Here is a 17564-nt window from a genome sequence, read left to right on the forward strand (position 1 = left end):
AGTACAATTCCGAGCACCGCCAGGGAAAGTCCTCTTTTCATGATCAACATCAAAATGGATGCCGGCTCCGCGCCAAGAGCCAAACGCACACCGATTTCCGGAATTTGTTGATTGACAAAATAAGAAAGGACTCCATAAATCCCGGTTGATGCCAAGAGCAAAGCAAGAAGGCCGAATGTCACGAGCAAAACCATTGTAATCCGCCGGTCTGTAATTTCTCTACCCAGAACAAACTCGAGCGTCATGACATGGGATATAGGAAGGCCCGGGTCTATGGAACGAATGATCTGACGCACTTCAGGTAAAACACTTTTAGCATCAGGTTTGGTGCGAATCAGTAATTCTTTTGGCGCATAGAACGCATGCCTAAAGTTTGCCTGGCGAGCTGGAAAATACATCTCGGCTTTGGGTTCGGCTTGTAATCCCATATTGCGAATATTTCGAACAATGCCGATTACGGTAAACCACCGTGAATCCCCGTAAAAGCGTTTTCCGATGGGACTCGTGTTGGACGGATACGTCGCCGCCATCGCTTCATTGATGATTGCAACCGGCATGGAGCTGGAAGTTTCTGTGCCGTCAAAGTAGCGTCCTCTAACAAGTGAAATGCCCAGAGTTTGCAATAAATGTGTACTCACTTCGCGGTGATTCGCGTCCAAAATCTCACTCCTACGAAGAGTTTGTCCTTCCCACTGATAGCCACTCGTTCCGCCTTTCCAATCCAGTGGAACGGCGGTTGAGTATCCCGCGGACACGACATCGGGCAGCGACTCCACTCGCTCCAGCACGAGATCATAAAATTGAGCGCGTTTTTCAAGTGTGTCGTACTGCTGGCGCGGCAACCTTGTTTCCAGACGAACGACGTTTTGAGGATGGAAGCCTACATCCTGTGTTCGCAGTTTGTAAATCGTTTGAACCAGGAGGGCTGAACCCACCAGAAGGACCAACGCGAGTGCCGTTTCCGCAACAACCATTACATTGCGAAATCTGGTTCCGTATCCCACACCGGTGCGTGCACCGCCTGCTTTGAGAGCATCATTTAAATTTGATCTTGCCGCCTGCATCGATGGCGCCAGTCCGAACAACAATCCGGTCAGGACTGAGACAAGACCAGTGAAGAGCAAGATACGTGAATCGAGTGTCAGATCGATCGATAAGCTTAACCCCTGTGGTATGAGTTGTTTTAGAAATGAAAACGAAAGAGCGCTGAAAACCAGACCCAAAATTCCCCCGGCAGCCGAAAGCATCAAGCTTTCTATCAACAATTGCCGGACGAGACGTTTTCTGTCCGCCCCTAATGCGGCGCGAACGGCTATCTCCTTCGTTCGGGATATGCCGGCTGAAAGTAACAGGTTTGCGATGTTGCCGCATGCAATCAAAAGTACGAAACCCACCGCAAGCGAAAGGAGGATCAGCTGAGTGTGCGTTGTTCCCAGCAGCTGTTCGCGCAGGGGAACCACTGTGATTCCCAGTTGTCCTGCTTCATCTGGATGTTCCACTGCTATTCTGCTCATGATTGTTTTCATTTCCGCTTGCGCTTTTGTCAGGCTTACACCTTCTTTCAAACGCCCGATGACTTGAAGGTAATGTCCAGTTCGGTTCGATATTTGTTCAGGAGTAAAAGCAATCGGTACCCAAACTTGCACCTCTGGATCCAGAAATTGAAATCCTTTCGGCATCACGCCGACCACTGTGTGACGAACGTTGTTGAGCAAGATTTCTTTGCCGATGATTTCCGGGCTTTTTGCGAAACGGTCTTGCCATAAACTATGACTGATTACTGCGACCGGATTCGCCTTCGGCGAATCCTCTGCAGGAAGAAACACGCGTCCCTGGACAGGTCGGACTCCGAGCAACGGGAAGAAGTTTCCGGTCACTTCGTAGGCTTCCAACCGGATCGGCTCTCCGGATCCAGTAAGATTGAAACTTTGGGTTGCAACTGCAGCCATGCCAGTAAAAACATGATTCTGAGAATTCCAATCCGCGTAGTTTGCCGGAGCCGGCGTATTTTGTGGAAAGCCGACAAAGGAAGCTTCTTCCCAAACCATGACAAGTTTTTCCGGATCGTTATAAGGTAGAGGCCGAATCAAAAGTGCGTTCACCAGACTGAAGATCGCTGAATTGGCGCCGATTCCCAGCGCAAGAGAGAGCACTATGACAGCGCTCCAACCCGGTGTTCTTGAAAACATGCGAAATCCATACCGCAAATCTTGCTTCAAGCTCATTTTGGACGTACCTCCGCTTTACTTTGTAAATAGACTTACCTGATTAGTAGAAGGTTGCTGGTTTGAATAACGTGCGTGATAAAATGCAGGGCTGATGATCGGCAGGACACTGGGGCGCTATCAAATCTACGAAAAAATTGGTGGGGGTGGATGGGGCGATGTCTATCGGGCCCGGGATGAGCGTCTCGATCGTGATGTGGCGCTGAAGGTTTTGACGGCTCGGGCCCTGGAGGACGATTCAAGCCGCAAACGGTTCCGTAAAGAAGCCCTGGTCCTTTCCAGGTTGAACCATCCCAATATCGCAACAATTCTGGACTTCGATACGCAAGAAGGCCTCGATTTCCTCGTGATGGAATACATCGTAGGCACCACTTTGCACGAAATGTTATCGACTCGGCGTTTATCCGAAAAGGAAATCGTGCAATTGTCGATGCAGATTGCGGCGGCGCTGGAAGAAGCGCATCACATGGGCGTTGTCCACAGAGATCTAAAACCGAGCAACATCATAGTAACTCCGAAAGGTCAAGTTAAGGTCTTGGATTTTGGACTTGCGAAGATGCTGCAGCCGCCTGACGATAAACATGTCGCTTTCCTCACCACAGAAACAAATCTCGTGATCGGCACTGTTCCTTACATGTCGCCGGAACAATTAAAAGCTGAGCCGCTGGATGCCCGCAGTGATATCTATTCTTTTGGATCGACTTTATACGAAATGGCTACAGGACAACGGCCTCATACAGAGACTCAACCAATTTCGTTGGTAGACGCGATCCTGCACAAACCTCCACCCCCTCCCATCCAGATCCGGCAGGAACTATCTCCGCGGCTTCAGGAAATCATTCTGAAATGTCTCGAGAAGAATCCGGACAGTCGTTATCAATCTGCTGAAGACTTGCAAACGGATTTGCGTCGTCTTGCAACACCATCCATGGTTCCAGAAATTGAAAGCACCGCCCGGCCTCGTCGCAAGCGCATCCACTTGCGCAAGATCGCATTGTATGCGGGAATTCCTGCTGTTCTTCTGATTGGTCTTTCGCTGGTTCTCTTTATCAGCGGTTTGAAAAAATCTAAGCCGGTTCAGAATGCGGCACTGAACATCCATTCGATCGTTGCGCTGCCCAGTAAGGTTTATGCGAGTGAAGAGAACCTGTTTCTATCCGATGCAATCCCAAACGCGCTCTCAACTCATCTCTCACAAGTTCAAGGGCTGGACACAAAACTGCCACCAACAAATGTTGAAATGGAACGGCTGGATGGTGATTTTACCAGGCTGGCAAATGCATACGGAGTCGAAGCTTTGATAGCCAGTTCTGTAACTGCTGATCAGGGGCGTTTTGTATTGAACGTGCAGTTGATTGAAGCGCGTACACGACGCCTGTTATGGAGTCGTGATTACAATGGCCTCAGGGAAAATTATCTGGAGCTGGTCCATAGTGCCGCGGACGGTTTGCGCAGCGCGCTATATCCATCGGCATCTCCGATTCCAGCGGTAGCCGGCGAAGAGCGAAGTACCAATGCGGAGCTCGTTTTCCAACGCGGACTCTTTCATATGCGTTCCTACATAAATCTGAAGCGAAAAGAAGATTTTGATAGCGCTCTTCCAGATCTGCAACACGCTCTAAAATTGGATCCGACCAATGCGCGCGCAGCCGCCGCGATTGCCAGGGTCTACGTCGCAAAGCTCGAATCGGGTGCGCCACTTCGGGAAGTCCTTCCAGAGATCGACAAATGGGCTTACCAGGCGTTGAAACTCGATCACCGCTGTGGCGAGGCATGGCAGGTTTTGAGTGTCGCTGAGGAAATGCGACCCAACAGCGATAGCCGCAAGAAGGTTGAGTATTCTTTGAAGGCGGCAATCTACGCGAGTCAAATGGGCTACAGCCATCATGTGCTTAGTGTAGCTCTGGCCAGGAACTCTTTCGTTTTAGCGGTTGAAGCCTCGCGCGAAGGAACCCGCCAGGAGCCACTTCATTTGACCTCATTGCTCTTCCGGGCGGGGATAATTTCGAGGCAAGGAAAACCAAAAGAAGCGCTAAAACTGATCGAGCAGGTCCTGGGCATGGAGCACGAAATGCCGATGGGTGAGCTGATGAAAGTGTGGGTACTCTTGCGAAACCTTCAATATGAAGACGCGGAAAAATTGATGACACAGCTGGAAAAAAATGTTGCTGAAAGACGACTGCATCCCGGATGGGTAGAGTTTGCTCGGGACTGGCTTGATTTTGAGAAGAGCACCGGCAGGAAGAGCAAAGAGCAAGCTTCTGCTGCGCTTCAAAGGCTCGTGAACGCAGCGCGTGGTCAAGCCCCACCGTTTCCGCGATGGGAAATCATTACCGGTAATGTGATTGGACTACAAGCGAAACATGATACAACTGCCGCAACTCTGGAAACTCTTTCTTTGCGCGCGGAAAACGGAATCTTTGAACCTTATGATTGGCTAATCCTCAGTCCGGAGCTGGAAACGATAAGAAAGGATCCGCAGTTTAAGACAATCGTTGCACGCTCGCGAAAGGAATTTGAGGAAATGATTTCGATTTTAGAGGAAGCGCGCGGGCTCAACGAACTTCCTTCGTATCTTGAAAAGCCGCTTGCAGAAATGCGTAAGCTCTTATAACGAGCGTTTCTTAAGAGCAGCTAACAGTTTGTTGCCACGAGGTGTGCCCAGCCCGGTGCACGCATCCCATCCGGGACAAGCTTGATAGTGCGTCCCGTTGTTCCCTTCGATAATGTCGGACAGCGCTTCTGCGCATTCCTTCCCGTAGAGAAATGGAGTGAGATAACCGATATTTTTTCCCAGCTCCTGATTGAGCCGGGCGATCAATCCGGCCCACATTGGAACAACGGAGCTTGTGCCACCCATGGCTACGCCGTATCCGCCTACCATCATTTCATAGCCGGTTGCCATATCGGCTTTCCCTGCGACATCAGGCACACCCCGGCCTTCTTGAGCTGTTTTCGATTTCACACCGGCAGATGATTGCCACTCAGGCGTCGCAAAAGTTTTGCTTACACCTCCGCCGCTTTGAGCGAGGAGTTTTGGCAGCTGTTCGCTCCAGACAACTTCTTTCAACCTTTTTTCCGGCTCGATCCAGTGAGTCCCTCCGCAGGCGAGTACGTTGGGACTCGAAGCGGGAAAGTGCACACGCGGCGAACCATTCTTGCCAGAATCCTCGCCGCGATCTCCTGACGAAAAACAAATGGTTACTCCCTTTAAAGCTGCGTCTTGAAAAACTTGATCGATCGATTGCATAAAATCGGGAGTCAGATTTTCTTCCACAGCTCCCCAGCTGCAGGAAATGATTGTCGGTGGATATTGCTTGTTGTGCAGCGCAGAAGTGAGCGCATGATACTTTCCCTGGGCATTGTTTGGAGCGAAGTAAACAACAATGCTGGCTCCATTCGCAAACGATCCCGCTAACTGAATATCCAGAGTTGACTCGATGGTCCAGAGCGCTTTGGCAGCAGCAGTTGGATCTATTGCTGCTGCGTTTGTGTCATTTGTAGCGCCCATCGCATCCAGGATTTCTTTGATCAGATCCTTTGACGCAGGATCGTTGCGTTGATCGTCGATTTCAATCGTGTGTATTTCAGGCACGTTCAGATTCAGCTTTCTGAAGTACTCCTTCATATCGCTGTCATAGTAGCCGCCCCCCAATTCTATGATCGCGATGCGCTGGCCTTTCCCGTCGGCCTTAGCGGGAAAATCGTAAGTCTTCACCACTTCCTCAGGATCCATTGGTTGCGTTGCGTGAGCCGCATGCATAAATGCGTGATGCCTCATCAACGCGCGATTCTCCAGACCGAGAACAGCTTGCACAATTCCATCAAGTGAAGGTGGAATCAGAATTTCGCTTTGATGCGAGCGATACGTCCGGCCTTCATAACGATGCAGCGCAAACTCAACCTGAAACGCTTTGCCGATGGCGCGCAGGGTTCCGGAAAGAATAACGGACCTGCCTGCTCTGTTTGCTTCGATCACACGCAGGTGATTCCTTTTCGCCAATTTTTCGATTGTAGACAGATCTTTTGGTCGAGCTCCGTGACGCTTTACGAATTCCCCGGTTTCCAGATGTTTTTGCAGTCTCGGCGATTGATTGGCAAGCTGCTTGATCGCATTCTGCCTGGAACTGTTCGAGGATGCCGGCCGAACAACGAGTGTAACCGAAATGATTTCGTCGCCGGCCAGCTTTGTCCGCAACTTCCGCGAGCCAAACGGATGGCCTGGCCCGCTATTTTGAAGTTTCATGTACTATTTGGGAGCGCGGGCGCCCTGCCCGCGAATGGGCGGGCACGGAGGCCCGCCCTCCAGAATCTATATACAGACGCAGGTGTCCGGTTCGTCTCCTTCGTTAAGACTTTTAACGTTATATCGTTTTTTCAAATGATCGTGCAATTCTTGCTTTGTAAATTTGAATCCTTTTTTCTTGCCGGCCTTCACAACATCGTCCCAGCCTTTCTTTAGTATTGCGCGCGCTTTCTTGTCCTTATGAAGATGATCAACAAAGGCCGCCACATCTTTCCCGGATTTCGTTCCTTTGCTCTTTTTTGATTTACTCGCTTTTGCTTTCGTTGGCATTCAGTTTATCTCCTTCTAGTATCGCGGGCGTCCCGCCCGCGGTTTTTGTCCAAACCATGTTAAATCAAGAACCGGTTCCGGTTCAATTGATTTTCCTTTAAGGGTTTCTGCAACCATCCTAGCTGAACGGGAACATCATATAACCTTCCTTTGGCAAATCGTGCCCAGGCCTGCCTCATTCCGGGCACGATCGTTTTTGCTACAGGAAGTTCTACGTCCGGCCTTGTTTGGTCCAGTACAAGAATTTCTAAACCACGTTGTCTTGCAAGCCTGATGCAAGTTTTGACGTCACCATTGACTCGTGGATAATTCTTGAATGCTTTCTGAGGCAGTGCCGGATTCGGTCTCAGGTAAGACTCATCCGCAATTTTTCGCCAGGTTGATTCTTTGCGGCCGCCGTACAACCGGATCAAAAGCAGTTGATTCATTTCTGTAAGTGCGCGCGTCAAGGCAATCAATGGATCGAAATGAGCTCCCAGACCAAGGAAGAACTCCGGCCTGACGCTTTCTTTCGTTGCTGAAAGCGCAACAAAGCACGGGATTTCGAAGTCGCTCGTTATGTCAAGCACCCAGAGGTCCCGCCTGTTATCTGAATAGGAATTCCGAAGCTCATGAATATAAGGCTGATCGAAACTCTCCAGGTCGACCGCAGGTCTATCAGCGCGGTTGTACCACCACAATGCAGCAGAATCGCGTTCGACTATTTCGAGGAATCCATTCAGGATCGCTTCGTCCAGTGTATTGCCCGCTGCGTTTCCGTTCGAATCGGCTCGGCAAAAATAATGATCGGACGGCAAACGATATCCGTAATAACAATAGGCCGTGGGAAGATATTTGAAGATTTTGCTGGTTAAGGACCAAACGGGTGTCCATTCGATTTCCTTTCGCGGATCCAATGGCACAGGAATCCAATCATGATCTGAGCGCAACCGGTTCCATTTCTCACGATTCTTGAATTGCTCGTCACTGAAGTTGGCGCAGTTGTTAACGGGAATCGCTTTGTCACGAATCTCGTTGTAACTTTTTCTGATTCGGAATTCGTTTCCACGAAACAAACCGGAATACCGTTCGAGCGCTTCGCAAAGAGCTCCAGTTTTTGCCTGTTGAAGCGTTCTTCCTTTGCCCCAGCTTTTATGGGTCAGACCTTTTTGCAATAGATCCTTTTTGGGGAGGTCCTGCACAAACAGATGATCGGCAGCCACAGAATGGATCAAGCCGTTTGAATAGGATTGCATCTGGTCCACTATACCGGTTCGAAAACTGATGTGGCGTTCGTATTTTTGGAAAGTCTGTTCAATAGAAGGTGTGCGATCCTTGTGTTTCTTTAGAACGATTGGCGATGGAAATTTTTGAGTGGGAACTCCGCAATCGATGCAATCAGCACGTCGCGCCACAGAATGTTTTTCCAGCTTGCTGTTCGGTACATCGAATGTCAGGAGTCTGTTATCGATTTCCTTTTTCAGTATTTCAAGCGACGCGAGGTTCAAAGCGATATCAAAAGCCAAAAGAGAAACAGGAGGAGCCTCATGCTGGACAAATTCCTCACCGTGTTGTCTCAGGAAATTTTCCACACGATGTTTCTCTTTGAGTCGTTCTGCTAAACATCTCCAACATCCAGTGCGAGGAGACGAAAAGAGAGGGCCAATCCATAAAATCTGGCCCACAGGTTTTGCAATCAACCATTGTTTGCCAGTCAGGATGGCGTTTCGATTGAATTCTTCCAGATCTTCGCATAGATAGTCATCTACCAGAACAACACTGAACTTTGCATTCGCAGAAATCCGAAAGCCTATGCCACTCAAAATGGATTCGGCCCTTTGGAGCGGCAGATTACCAAAACAAACGACTTGGACTTCGTTGTTCTGAGCGCTGAAGTGTGAACCGTGTTTTGTTCTGATCACGTGGCCTTCCGCTTCCAGTAATAAAATCCCCCATTCAACCTCCTCAGCGCTAACCTTTCCATTCAGTAGAGTCGCGATTTGGGAAACGGATCTTTTTCCATCGATCAACGGAGCAATCAGGTAGGGTAGGCGACCTTGGATCGCGCGATAACCGGATTCCTGCAGAAAAAAAACGAGATCGGGTGGACTGATTCGAACATTAAGATGGCTTTTGAACCTGGGAATTCGAGTCACGTGGCTTTGTAACGCCGGCATCCTGCCGGCAGAGCGACTATTTTACTCTTTTTCCTTTCGACCGCAGCACACGTCCCGGAGTTGCGCCCGTGTGTTCGCCGTTCTTCAACACGGCTGTACCATTTACGAAGACATGCTGCACTCCGGTTGAGTACTGATGCGGTTTTTCAAACGTTGCATGGTCCGTAATCGTATCGGGATTGAACACAACGACGTCCGCAAAATACCCGGACTTGAGCATCACGCCGGTCCAGGTTGAGATTCTTAGCGGGGAAGGAGGTCAAGCGCCGGATCGCTTCCGGCAACGAAATAAGTTTCTCTTCCCGCACGTAACGGCCAAGCAAACGCGCAAAATTGCCGTAAGCACGTGGATGTACATTGGACTTGATGAAGACTCCTTGCGGTTTGATGGATTCTGCATCCGAACCGAAACTCACCCAGGGTAGCTTCACCCCCTTCTTAATGTTTTCTTCGGACATGGAGAAATAAACAACGCCCACACGGCTTCCATCTTCTATCACCAGATCCATGGCTGTATCCAGCGGCGATTGTTTTCGTTCCTTTGCAACTTCCGCCAGAGTTTTGCCTGTGAGCTTTTTTAACCGCTCGTTTTTAAATGATATGAGCAAAGTTTTTTCCGCTGAGCGACCTGCTTTATTCCATTCTTCAGGCATCTCTTTTCGCAATTGTTCACGAACCTCGGGATCCTTCAAACGACCGATCCAGGCTTTTAACCCGCCTTCCTGAACCCATGTGGGCATTGCAGCGTCTAATCCAGTGGAACTGCAGCGTACAAGTACATGTCCGCGGTGATTCGCAATCCTTCCTTCTGTGCGGCTTCTACTTTCTGGATGACTGCATCCATTTTCTGCCAGTTGGGTGAGCCGGCCGCTTTGAGATGATAGATTTCAGCGGGTACTTTCGCTTCGCGGGAGATTTGGATCAGCTCATCCACTGCTTCCAGCAAACTTGCTCCTTCGCCGCGGATGTGGGAAATGTAGATACCTCCATAATCACCGGCCACCCGCGCCAGCTCGATCAATTCCTCCGTTTTTGCGAAAGAAGCGGGAGCGTAAATCAGAGAAGTGCCGACTCCCAGCGCGCCCTCTTTCATCGCCTGGCGCACTAGAGCTTTCATTGCTTCTAATTCCGTAGTAGAGGGAGCGCGGTCCGCATAACCGAGTACGTGAATCCGCACCGTTGTTGCACCGACGAAAGAAGCAGCATTGGTGGAAACTCCTTTGCGTGTGACGTAATTCAAATACTCGGATAATTTTGTCCACCGAATATCGAATTTCACGTCCCCCTGCTGTTCCACCATTTCTTTTTTCATCGCATCATTCAACGGGCCCATGGAAAGTCCTTCCCCGAAAATTTCCAGAGTGACACCCTGGCGAATGTCACTCTGTGAATGACCATCGGCTAGCAAAGTGTCCGCTGCCCAGCTCAACATGTTGATAAAGCCTGGAGCAACCGCGAGTCCTGATGCATCAATCTCGGTTTTCGCACTTGAATCCTGCAGAGACCCGATGGCGACGATCTTGTCGCCACGCATGCCCAGATCCACGCGTTTACCTTCGCCGCCATTTCCATCGTAGATAGTACCGTTCCGGATGAGCACGTCGAATGAGTCAGCGAATGAAAGGGACGCTGACAATGTAAAAATCATAATGAAGAATCGCATAAGTATTCAATTTATAACGAAAAGCATCTAAACAAAGTAGCGCGGACGTCTCGTCTGCGGAGCTAATGCAGGCGGGACGCCCGCACTACTTCGTTTAAGCTTGCCCATGCCCATCTTCAGTCTTATTTTCCTTTAAGGAAGGTTTACAATGAAGTTAGTTTTAGTAGTCCTAACATTGACACTGTTTTTTGCAGCCTGCTCCAGCAACGACGTTGACGATCCGACCGGCAGCAGGCGTGGAAATCTCCGGGTGTTTCTAACGGATCAACCTGTGGACTTAAAGGAAGTCTGGGTTACGATTACAGATATCGAAGTTCACAAAACAGGTGGAGCATGGATAAACTTTGCTAGCTCGGCTGACTCGATTGATCTGCTTACCTTAGAAGGCAGACAAACGCTGCTGGAAGCTGCTCCACTGGAGGAAGGGAAATACACCGGGATCCGCTTTTTCGTTTCTGAGGGTCATATCATTGATGCAAACGATGAACGTTGCGAGCTGAAAGTGCCAAGCGGTAAGATTCACATTCCTGTCAACTTCGACATTGAGGCAGGGAACGAGACCAGCATTCTTCTGGATTTCGATGCTGAAAAATCCGTTCATGTTGTCAAAACAGGAAAGAATACCAGTTGCAATTTGCGTCCCGTAATCCATCCGGTTTCCGTAAACGGTTCGGAGGATTAAATCGTTTCAGTGCTACGTTGAGAGAATGACAGACAAAAACGTCAAGTTTGAAGGAAACATTCCTGAATTCTATGACCGTCATTTGGGACCGGTCATTTTTGAACCGTATGCCGGGGATCTGGCGCAGCGTGTTGCTGCTGTCGTTCCAGATGGGCCGGTTCTAGAGACTGCGTGCGGGACAGGAATTCTGACGCGGCAGCTTCGCGCAAAACTCCTGAACACCGCGCAGATCATCTCTACCGATTTGAATCAGGCCATGATCGATCAAGCATTCGCGAAACCAGGCCTCGCTTCTGAAGTCGAATGGAAACAGGCGGATGCGTCAGCTCTTCCTTTTTCAGACCGGGTCTTTGCCGCTGTTGTATGCCAGTTTGGAATGATGTTTCTTCCAGATAAGTCGCTTGCCATTCGTGAGGCTGAACGAGTCCTGAAAGATGGCGGTTTGTTTGCATTCAATGTATGGGACAGCCACGCAGAAAATCCATTTGGCAGAATTGCTGACGAAGCGGTAACAGTGTTTTTCGATTACGATCCACCCAACTTCTACAAGATTCCCTTCGGTTTCTCTGATGCGGAAATGTGGATCAACTTGCTGAAGGAAAACGGATTCGGGAAGATTGAAGTGAATAAGGTTTCGATGGAAGCCAGGAGCGATTCTGCGGAATCATTTGCAACAGGTTTGGTTCGCGGCAACCCTGTGAACACCGCCATTCAAGAACGCGGATTGCAGTTTGATCCCATTATTTCAGCCGTCACAGAGGCTCTTGTTCGAATTGGTGGAGATCGTCCTTTTACATGCCCGATGCAGGCTCTGGTCTTTACGGCGAGGGCGAATACTCCTTGATCACTTGATGTGTGTGCAGTTGCTTTTCAGCCAGGCGGCCAGCTCGGATTTTGAGAGACGTCCCGCGGAAAGCTTCATCATGATCGCGTAAGCATCCTGTTCGGGCGCCGCGAGATTCCGTCCGTTCAGTTGCAGAAAAATGTCCATTAAAACAAGGGCCAGTCTTCTGTTCCCATCCACATAAGGAAGATTGCGTGCGATGTGGAATCCGTAGGCGGCTGCTTTTGCAAAAATTGTTTGATGCACGTATTTCCCGTCAAATTTGGCCTTCGGTTGGGAAAGTGCATATTCAAGTGAATTGCGGTCCCGAATAGCTGGAGATCCGCCGAATCGCGTGACCAGATCCGAATGCAACAGAGGAACGAGCTGCAAGGGAATAAATTTGATTGCCATTTACACGGTAAGTTTTTTTAATGCGTATCTAAATTTGCTGTTTGATTTCTCGTAAGCTTTGATCCAATCGTTGAATTCCACGTCGTAGGGACTCATCAGAATTCCTTCTGTGGTTTGAATGATGTTTAAGTCTTCTCCTTCGACCAGATGGAGATCCTCCACAATACTTTTGGGAAGAGTGACGCTAAAACTGTTGCCGACTCTACGAAGTTTCGTTTTGAGCATGAATTTAGTGTAACAAAACTTAACGAGTTATGAATACACGTTCTGGTACAATCATTGATGGAGGATACGATTTTGAAGAAAATAATTTCGTTATTTGCGCTTTCCGCGTTTTTATCCTTTGCCTGGGGTTGCAACACAAACAAGCCCGCAGAAGAAGTCATTGATGCCAAAGACCGTGTAAAGAAAAAAGTGGAAGACGGGCGTCAGGATGAAATAAAAGCAGCGGAAGAGACTGGAGAAGCGGCTCCGCAAGAATAAATTATGCAGGATGACTGATCGAAGGATTAGCGCCGTCGTCGTTTTCATTTTTGTGTTTTGCAATCTTTGCATTGCAGAAGACCCTCCCATTCTTGTGAAGCTTTCCTCCAATCTGAAACTTCAGATCCTGCTGGACAGGTCCGGTTATTCGCCAGGAGAGATCGATGGGCGGTTTGGAGTCAATACAAGAAAAGCACTGTCTGCGTTTCAGAAGTTCAACAATTTGAAGCCGACTGGAAAACCGGACAGCTTGACTCTAAAACTTTTAGATCGAAGTCCGGAACAACCGCTGCTCAAGTATCACGCGATCCTGGAGCGGGACGTTGCGGGTCCGTTCATACCGAAGTTTCCAAAAGATTTGCAGGCACAAACCAAGCTGGCCCGGATGGAATATACATCGGTGATTGAACTGCTCAGCGAATCGTTTCATGTGAACCCGGTTGTTCTACGTAAGTGGAATCCGCGCGCGAAGTTCAAGGTCAACGAGAAAATTATTGTTCCCAGTATTACTTCGCTCGATGATATGTTCCACAGCTACACGGATGTCGGGGATGTTACCGTGTTTGTTTCAAAAAAGAATTCGGACCTTTTCGTGCGCAATGATGAGGGAGAAGTAATCATGTACGCTCCTGTCACACAGGGGGACAATCTCGCGCCACTTCCTTTGGGCAAATGGGAAGTTGTCAAAATTGAAGACTATCCATATTTCCATTACAATCCCAAACTTTTTTCGCGGCCGAACAAGAAACACAAAGGTGGTTTGATTCCACCCGGGCCAAACAATCCCGTAGGCATTGTCTGGATCGATCTAAGTCTGGATCATTACGGCTTGCATGGAACTTCTGCGCCTGAGAAGGTGGGGCATACTGCATCCAATGGTTGCATCCGATTGACGAACTGGGATGTTTTCCGGCTTTCGACGATGGTGGAGCCGGGAACCGAAGTCCACTTTATAAAGTGATTTTCCTTCATCTCGCTCTTGTAGAACGAAACTTGTTTGTGTGGGGCGAGACTGAAGCCGGCGAACATGCGCATTGGCCATACGCTCTTGATCAGCAACGACTCCTCGAAGTGCTTGCACGAATCAGCGTCAGATCAGCACAACTACATACGCTGAATGCGAAATTTCCGGTGCACCGCGGAAAAGCAATTCCCTCTTCTACAATTTTTGGAGAGTTTGTTAAGGATGGCGCCACTCTTTCAGAATGGACGATTCCCGCTGCAAAGATTCCGCGCGGAATTGCAACGGAATTCTTGCAAATCGATGAAAGCAAAATCGATGATGGCCTCTTTTATGGTGATGATGTCCTTTACTGGTCTCAGGCGTTGCGCTTCGTAAAGCGGTTAATGTTCCATCAAAAGTTCTTGCCCTGGCTGTTTGAGAATGGAGAAGCAGGCTGGATTCCTGTTCTTACAGGCGAGGATCTGGTCCACTTTCAGGAATTAGCGCGTTCCATGCCGCCTTTTATTCGCGCATTCGGCGATGGAATCTCATCAGAGCATCTTTTACACGAATTTGTTGCCAGTTTCCTCAATCAAAACATTCGTGAAGGAACGGAATCGTCGCAATCCAGGTCTACTCCACCTGATCGATGGCTCGCCGCTCTGCAGCAGCCCGATGGGCGGATGGAAGGAAAAAGCGAGGAAATACTTGCGCTCCGAAATGCCGTTCGTTCCTGGGCTGAGCCGCTTTTGCTTCTGGCGAATTTCAAATACAGGGTGGCGTTTCGGCTGGAAGAACCAACAGCAAAAAAAGATTATTGGTACGTTCGTTACTTTTTGCAAAGGCACGATGATCCAAGCCTGATGATTCCGGCATCGCATCTGTGGAAGCAAAAAAAATCCTCGAGGCAGGTCCTGAAAGAAGATTTTGAAAGGTCAAAGCAAATTCTCTTAACGGAGCTTGCTCAGGCAGGCCGGATCGATCCTTACATTCAGATGAGCCTGCATCGTGAGGCTCCGGAAGGCTACCGGACAGACTCGAAAGGGGCATGGGAATTTCTGGATACGAAAGCCTGGATACTGCAGGATGTCGGTTATGGCGTTTTGCTTCCTTCATGGTGGGCGCGCAAGAAAGGAATTTTCACCCACCGGCTTGGTCTGAAAGCAAAGGCAAAAAGTTCCACGCCAAAAGCTTTTGCCGGTGTCGGTTCCGAAGTACTGGTTGAGTTTGATTGGAAATTCGCGATCGGGGATCAGGAGATTACTTACAAAGAGCTCATGGCGCTCGCAAGATTAAAACAACCGCTTGTGAAGTTTCGCGGAAGATGGATTGCAATTCGTCCTGAAGAGATTGCATCGGCAATGGAGTTCTGGAAATCCAGGGAAAAAGAATCGGGAAGTCTCTTCGATTTGCTGAAGCTTGGTATGGGAACGGAACAGATCGGCGAGCTGCCGGTGCAAGGAGTGGAAGCGGAAGGTTGGGTTGCAGATTTCTTATTGAATTTCCGGGAGCACTCAAAATATGTATTGATTCCTGTTCCGGACTCCTTTCAAGGGGAATTGAGGCCCTACCAGCAGCGAGGACTATCGTGGCTTTATTTCATGAAAACCTTTGGTATAGGGGCTTGTCTTGCAGATGATATGGGGCTTGGGAAGACTGTACAGACGATCGCTCTTTTGTTAAAGGATGCGGGCGAAACACCGGCGACGCTGCCTGTTTTGATTGTCTGTCCCACTTCCGTTGTTGGCAACTGGCAGCGGGAACTTTCCCGCTTTGCTCCTTCATTAAACGTGGAAGTGCATCACGGCCTCACCCGAAAGAAGGGTGATGAATTTAAGAAAATGGTGAAACGCACGAACGTTGTCATCAGCAGTTATGCTTTGTTGCTTCGTGATTTTGAAACGATGCGGGACATACAATGGCGAGCCGTGATTCTTGACGAAGCGCAGAATATCAAGAATGCAGAAACCAAGCAGGCACGTGCGGCGCGCAGCCTGCAAGCCGATTACCGGGCTGCGCTCACAGGGACTCCGATGGAAAACAATGTGGGAGAAGTCTGGTCTCTTATGGAGTTTCTAAACCGGGGATTACTCGGAAGTAAAACTGAATTCACAAAAAAGTATTTTGTGCCGATTCATAAGTATGGAAGCACCGAAACTATGGAAGAGTTGAAACGGATCACGAGCCCTTTCGTTTTGCGACGTTTGAAATCGGATCCGGAGGTGATATCAGATCTTCCGAAGAAACTGGAAATGAAAGTTTTCTGCAATCTTACAAAAGAGCAGGCGAGTTTGTATGCAGCGGTCGTGCGAGAGCTGGAAAGTGAGATCGACAAGTTGGAAGGAATCGAGCGTAAGGGAAAAGTTCTTGCTGCAATCACCAGGCTCAAGCAGATCTGCAATCATCCGGCGCATTTTCTGCGAGACGGTTCGCCGCTGCAGGGAAGATCCGGCAAGCTCGCGCGATTAACAGAGATGCTGGAGGAAGTTCTTGAACTGAACGAACGCTCGCTGCTATTCACTCAATTTTCGGAAATGGGAGAGCTTCTGCACGCGCATTTGCAAAACTATTTTGGAAAAGAGGCGGCGTTCCTTCATGGTGGAGTTGTGAGGAAGAAAAGGGAGGAGATGGTCGAACGTTTTCATCTAGAGGAAGGCGGGCCTCCGTTTTTCGTTTTGTCCTTGAAGGCGGGCGGAACAGGTTTGAATTTAACAGGCGCAAATCATGTATTTCATTTCGACCGGTGGTGGAACCCAGCGGTCGAAGATCAGGCGACAGACCGCGCTTACAGGATCGGGCAAAAGAAAAATGTACAGGTCCACAAGTTTGTTTGCGTGGGAACCCTGGAAGAGCGGATCGATCAAATTCTAGAAACCAAGAAACAACTTGCAGATAACGTGATCGGAACGGGCGAGGCATGGTTAACAGAACTGTCCACATCTGAAATTAAGTCTCTAATTACATTGGGAAAAGATGCAGTTGCGGTTTAACAAAGTAGCGCGGACGGAACGTCCGCGTATTTAACTTATGAACAATTTTGACGACTACGATGATGATCCCTACTTCTGGCGGTTTCGCCGTACTACGCCGAAGAAAGTTAAAGGCGGCATCAGAGCTCAGACAAAAAAATTTGGCAATCAGTGGTGGGGAGTAAGGTGGCTTGAAGCAATTGAAAAATTTGGTCCCGCAAAACGAGTTGCTCGCGGACGATCGTACGCAAGAAAAGGGCAGGTGCTAGAACTCCAGTTTGCGCCGGGTTTGATTTCCGCGACAGTTCAGGGTTCCCGCGATACTCCGTATGAGGTGGAAATTATTTTGGAGCGACTTCCACCTGAGATTGAAGAGAACATACTTCACGATCTGCACACTCAGCCCATATATTCTGCCACGCTATTGACCGGCGAAGTGCATCCCGATGTGGAGAATCTCTTTCGCAAGTACGACTTTCCTTTGTTTCCAACCAAATTGGAAGGACGGGACGCATCCTGTAGTTGTCCTGATGATGGAAATCCTTGCAAACACATTGCTGCAGTCTACTATTTGATCTCGGAAGAGCTGGAAAGAGATCCATTCTTGTTGCTACATTTGAGAGGAATCAA

At 49.0% G+C, this 17564-nt stretch carries 13 protein-coding genes and 1 pseudogene; 7 read left to right on the top strand and 7 right to left on the bottom strand.

Annotated elements, in window-relative coordinates; all coding sequences use genetic code 11:
- Positions 1-2225: ABC transporter permease (locus tag L0156_23465; protein MCI0605957.1), on the bottom strand; the 2225-nt coding region annotated here is incomplete at its 3' end.
- A 94-nt stretch (positions 2226-2319) separates the two neighbouring features.
- On the opposite strand from L0156_23465, the gene L0156_23470 reads away from it, so the two are divergent.
- Positions 2320-4839: a protein kinase gene (locus L0156_23470; protein ID MCI0605958.1), complete on the top strand. Its 2520-nt coding sequence runs from the start codon at positions 2320-2322 to the stop codon at positions 4837-4839.
- On the opposite strand, the gene L0156_23475 is transcribed toward L0156_23470, so the two are convergent.
- The 4 genes and pseudogenes from L0156_23475 to L0156_23490 form a co-directional block, all read right to left on the bottom strand.
- Complete coding sequence (locus L0156_23475) at positions 4834-6471, bottom strand: S53 family peptidase (GenBank protein ID MCI0605959.1); 1638 nt, start codon at positions 6469-6471, stop codon at positions 4834-4836. The genes L0156_23470 and L0156_23475 overlap by 6 nt on opposite strands.
- 66 nt (positions 6472-6537) lie before the next feature.
- On the bottom strand, positions 6538-6801 hold the full coding sequence (locus L0156_23480) for a hypothetical protein (protein ID MCI0605960.1): 264 nt from the start codon (positions 6799-6801) through the stop codon (positions 6538-6540).
- Positions 6802-6860: 59 nt separating this feature from the next.
- Entirely contained in the window at positions 6861-8957 is a 2097-nt protein-coding gene (locus L0156_23485; GenBank protein ID MCI0605961.1) for a TOMM precursor leader peptide-binding protein, read from the bottom strand.
- Between the two features lie 16 nt (positions 8958-8973).
- Positions 8974-10620 (bottom strand): annotated as a pseudogene (locus L0156_23490) (D-aminoacylase).
- 148 nt (positions 10621-10768) lie between these two features.
- Between L0156_23490 and L0156_23495 the strand changes: the two are divergent.
- Together L0156_23495 and L0156_23500 are read left to right on the top strand one after the other, a co-directional pair.
- Positions 10769-11302: a DUF4382 domain-containing protein gene (locus L0156_23495; protein ID MCI0605962.1), complete on the top strand. Its 534-nt coding sequence runs from the start codon at positions 10769-10771 to the stop codon at positions 11300-11302.
- 25 nt (positions 11303-11327) lie between these two features.
- Complete coding sequence (locus tag L0156_23500) at positions 11328-12146, top strand: class I SAM-dependent methyltransferase (GenBank protein MCI0605963.1); 819 nt, start codon at positions 11328-11330, stop codon at positions 12144-12146.
- On the opposite strand, the gene L0156_23505 is transcribed toward L0156_23500, so the two are convergent.
- Both L0156_23505 and L0156_23510 read right to left on the bottom strand, forming a co-directional pair.
- Positions 12147-12539 (bottom strand): type II toxin-antitoxin system death-on-curing family toxin, encoded by a 393-nt coding sequence (locus tag L0156_23505; protein ID MCI0605964.1) that lies wholly within the window; start codon positions 12537-12539, stop codon positions 12147-12149.
- Positions 12540-12764 carry an AbrB/MazE/SpoVT family DNA-binding domain-containing protein gene (locus L0156_23510; protein ID MCI0605965.1) on the bottom strand — a complete coding sequence of 75 codons (225 nt, stop codon included), beginning with the start codon at positions 12762-12764 and terminating at the stop codon, positions 12540-12542.
- A 72-nt stretch (positions 12765-12836) separates the two neighbouring features.
- Here L0156_23510 and L0156_23515 point away from each other — a divergent pair, with 72 nt between their 5' ends.
- The 4 genes from L0156_23515 to L0156_23530 all read left to right on the top strand — a co-directional run.
- Positions 12837-13022: a hypothetical protein gene (locus L0156_23515; protein MCI0605966.1), complete on the top strand. Its 186-nt coding sequence runs from the start codon at positions 12837-12839 to the stop codon at positions 13020-13022.
- 10 nt (positions 13023-13032) lie between these two features.
- Complete coding sequence (locus L0156_23520; protein MCI0605967.1) at positions 13033-13983, top strand: L,D-transpeptidase; 951 nt, start codon at positions 13033-13035, stop codon at positions 13981-13983.
- On the top strand, positions 13902-16955 hold the full coding sequence (locus L0156_23525; GenBank protein ID MCI0605968.1) for a DEAD/DEAH box helicase: 3054 nt from the start codon (positions 13902-13904) through the stop codon (positions 16953-16955). Before L0156_23520 ends, L0156_23525 begins: the two co-directional genes overlap by 82 nt.
- 37 nt (positions 16956-16992) lie before the next feature.
- Positions 16993-17564: SWIM zinc finger family protein (locus tag L0156_23530; protein MCI0605969.1), on the top strand; the 572-nt coding region annotated here is incomplete at its 3' end.

It is taken from the genome of bacterium, from assembly GCA_022616075.1.
Taxonomy (GTDB): Bacteria; Acidobacteriota; HRBIN11; order JAKEFK01; family JAKEFK01; genus JAKEFK01.

Coding starts and splice junctions, on each gene's coding strand:
- L0156_23470 (MCI0605958.1), top strand. CDS start 2,320: ATGATCGGCAGGACACTGGGGCGCTATCAAATCTACGAAAAAATTGGT.
- L0156_23475 (MCI0605959.1), bottom strand. CDS start 6,471: ATGAAACTTCAAAATAGCGGGCCAGGCCATCCGTTTGGCTCGCGGAAG.
- L0156_23480 (MCI0605960.1), bottom strand. CDS start 6,801: ATGCCAACGAAAGCAAAAGCGAGTAAATCAAAAAAGAGCAAAGGAACG.
- L0156_23485 (MCI0605961.1), bottom strand. CDS start 8,957: ATGCCGGCGTTACAAAGCCACGTGACTCGAATTCCCAGGTTCAAAAGC.
- L0156_23495 (MCI0605962.1), top strand. CDS start 10,769: ATGAAGTTAGTTTTAGTAGTCCTAACATTGACACTGTTTTTTGCAGCC.
- L0156_23500 (MCI0605963.1), top strand. CDS start 11,328: ATGACAGACAAAAACGTCAAGTTTGAAGGAAACATTCCTGAATTCTAT.
- L0156_23505 (MCI0605964.1), bottom strand. CDS start 12,539: ATGGCAATCAAATTTATTCCCTTGCAGCTCGTTCCTCTGTTGCATTCG.
- L0156_23510 (MCI0605965.1), bottom strand. CDS start 12,764: ATGCTCAAAACGAAACTTCGTAGAGTCGGCAACAGTTTTAGCGTCACT.
- L0156_23520 (MCI0605967.1), top strand. CDS start 13,033: ATGACTGATCGAAGGATTAGCGCCGTCGTCGTTTTCATTTTTGTGTTT.